The 317-nt window shown below is 63.4% G+C and carries 1 protein-coding gene; it reads left to right on the top strand.

The features are described 5' to 3' along the window. Window positions 1-317, top strand: a 317-nt coding sequence (locus C5P05_RS00575; protein ID WP_420130712.1) for an electron transfer flavoprotein subunit beta/FixA family protein, incomplete at both ends; no start/stop codon positions are given.

The following is a 317-nucleotide window of genomic DNA, read 5'->3' as shown; positions in this document are numbered from 1 at the left end:
GCCGCCCTGGCCGATCTGCCGCAAGCCACCTTCGCCAGCAAGGTCGAAGTGGTGGATGGCAAAGCTTCCGTCACGCGCGAGGTCGATGGCGGTCTGGAAACCCTGTCCTTGAGCCTGCCGGCCGTGATCACCGCCGACCTGCGCCTGAACGAGCCGCGTTATGTGACCTTGCCCAACATCATGAAGGCCAAGAAAAAGCAGCTCGAGATATTCAAGCCCGAAGACCTGGGTGTCGACGTCACACCGCGCCTCAAGACCCTCAAGGTCAGCGAGCCGCCCAAACGCAGCGCCGGCATCAAGGTGCCCGACGTCGCCAC

The sequence above is a fragment of the Rhodoferax ferrireducens genome, assembly GCF_003347515.1.
Taxonomy (GTDB): Bacteria; Pseudomonadota; Gammaproteobacteria; order Burkholderiales; family Burkholderiaceae_C; genus Rhodoferax.
The sequence above is the reverse complement of the archived record's forward strand: the minus strand, read 5'-3'. Positions and strand labels throughout refer to the sequence as shown.